This window comes from Burkholderia sp. KCJ3K979, from assembly GCF_016759955.1.
Taxonomy (GTDB): domain Bacteria; phylum Pseudomonadota; class Gammaproteobacteria; order Burkholderiales; family Burkholderiaceae; genus Burkholderia; species Burkholderia orbicola.
Genome location: NZ_JACFYV010000444.1, coordinates 1 through 793, shown reverse-complemented (window position 1 = coordinate 793; position 793 = coordinate 1). Strand labels below are relative to the sequence as shown.

General features: G+C 77.7%; 1 pseudogene. It reads left to right on the top strand.

The features are described from left to right. Window positions 1-432: 432 nt before the first annotated feature. Window positions 433-793: pseudogene (locus tag H3O04_RS35520) on the top strand (type III secretion system cytoplasmic ring protein SctQ); the annotation flags it as partial.

Here is a 793-nt window from a genome sequence, read left to right as displayed (position 1 = left end):
GTGCTGCGCGCGGCGCCGCAAGCCGCGATGGCCGCCGACTACGCGTAACGCTTCGCCCGCGCGCCGCCCGTTCGCGGCACGCCGGCCACGCTTCCCCAACCGCACTGCGCGAATCGGCAGCGCCTCGCGGCCTGCCAGCCGGATGCGGCCTGCACGCCGCCCGGCCCCCCCAGCCAGTCGCGCCCCAACCGCCGCCTCCGGGCGGCGGTTGCTTCTTGACCGCCGGCCGTCGCCCCGCCTGCGCCACCGCACTTCGTCACGCTTCGTAGCACCCCGCTCCCGCCGCCTCCGCGCGATGGCCGCGACTACGGATTCCGGCGCGGCACGCGCCCGGCGCCGTCCCTACAATTGACGCAGCAGCCGCGCGCCCCTCGGCGCCGCCGGCCCCAGAACAACCCGTCGAACCAACGCCGAATCCGCCCCGATCCCGCCGTGCCTGCGCTGTTCCTGACGAATGCCGACGCCGGCGACGCCGCGAACCGGGCCCTGCCCGCTGCTTCCCCGCCGCCCGCCGCCGCGCCGGCCGCGGTCGCGCTCGACGCGTCGCCCTACCTGCCGCGCCTGTCCGCCGCCGCCGCGCGCGGGCTGTCGCATGCGTACGGCGCAACCGGCGCCGTCCCGGTCACGCTCGGCGAACAGGCGTACGAGGTGCGCTGGCGCGTCGACGCCGAGCCGGCCACCGATGCGCACGCATACCGCTTCGTCGTCGGCCCGGCCGCCGGCACGCTGTGGATCGACCCGATCGCGGAAGCCGAATGGCTGGGCGATGCGGCCGACCCGGCGGTGCCCGCCG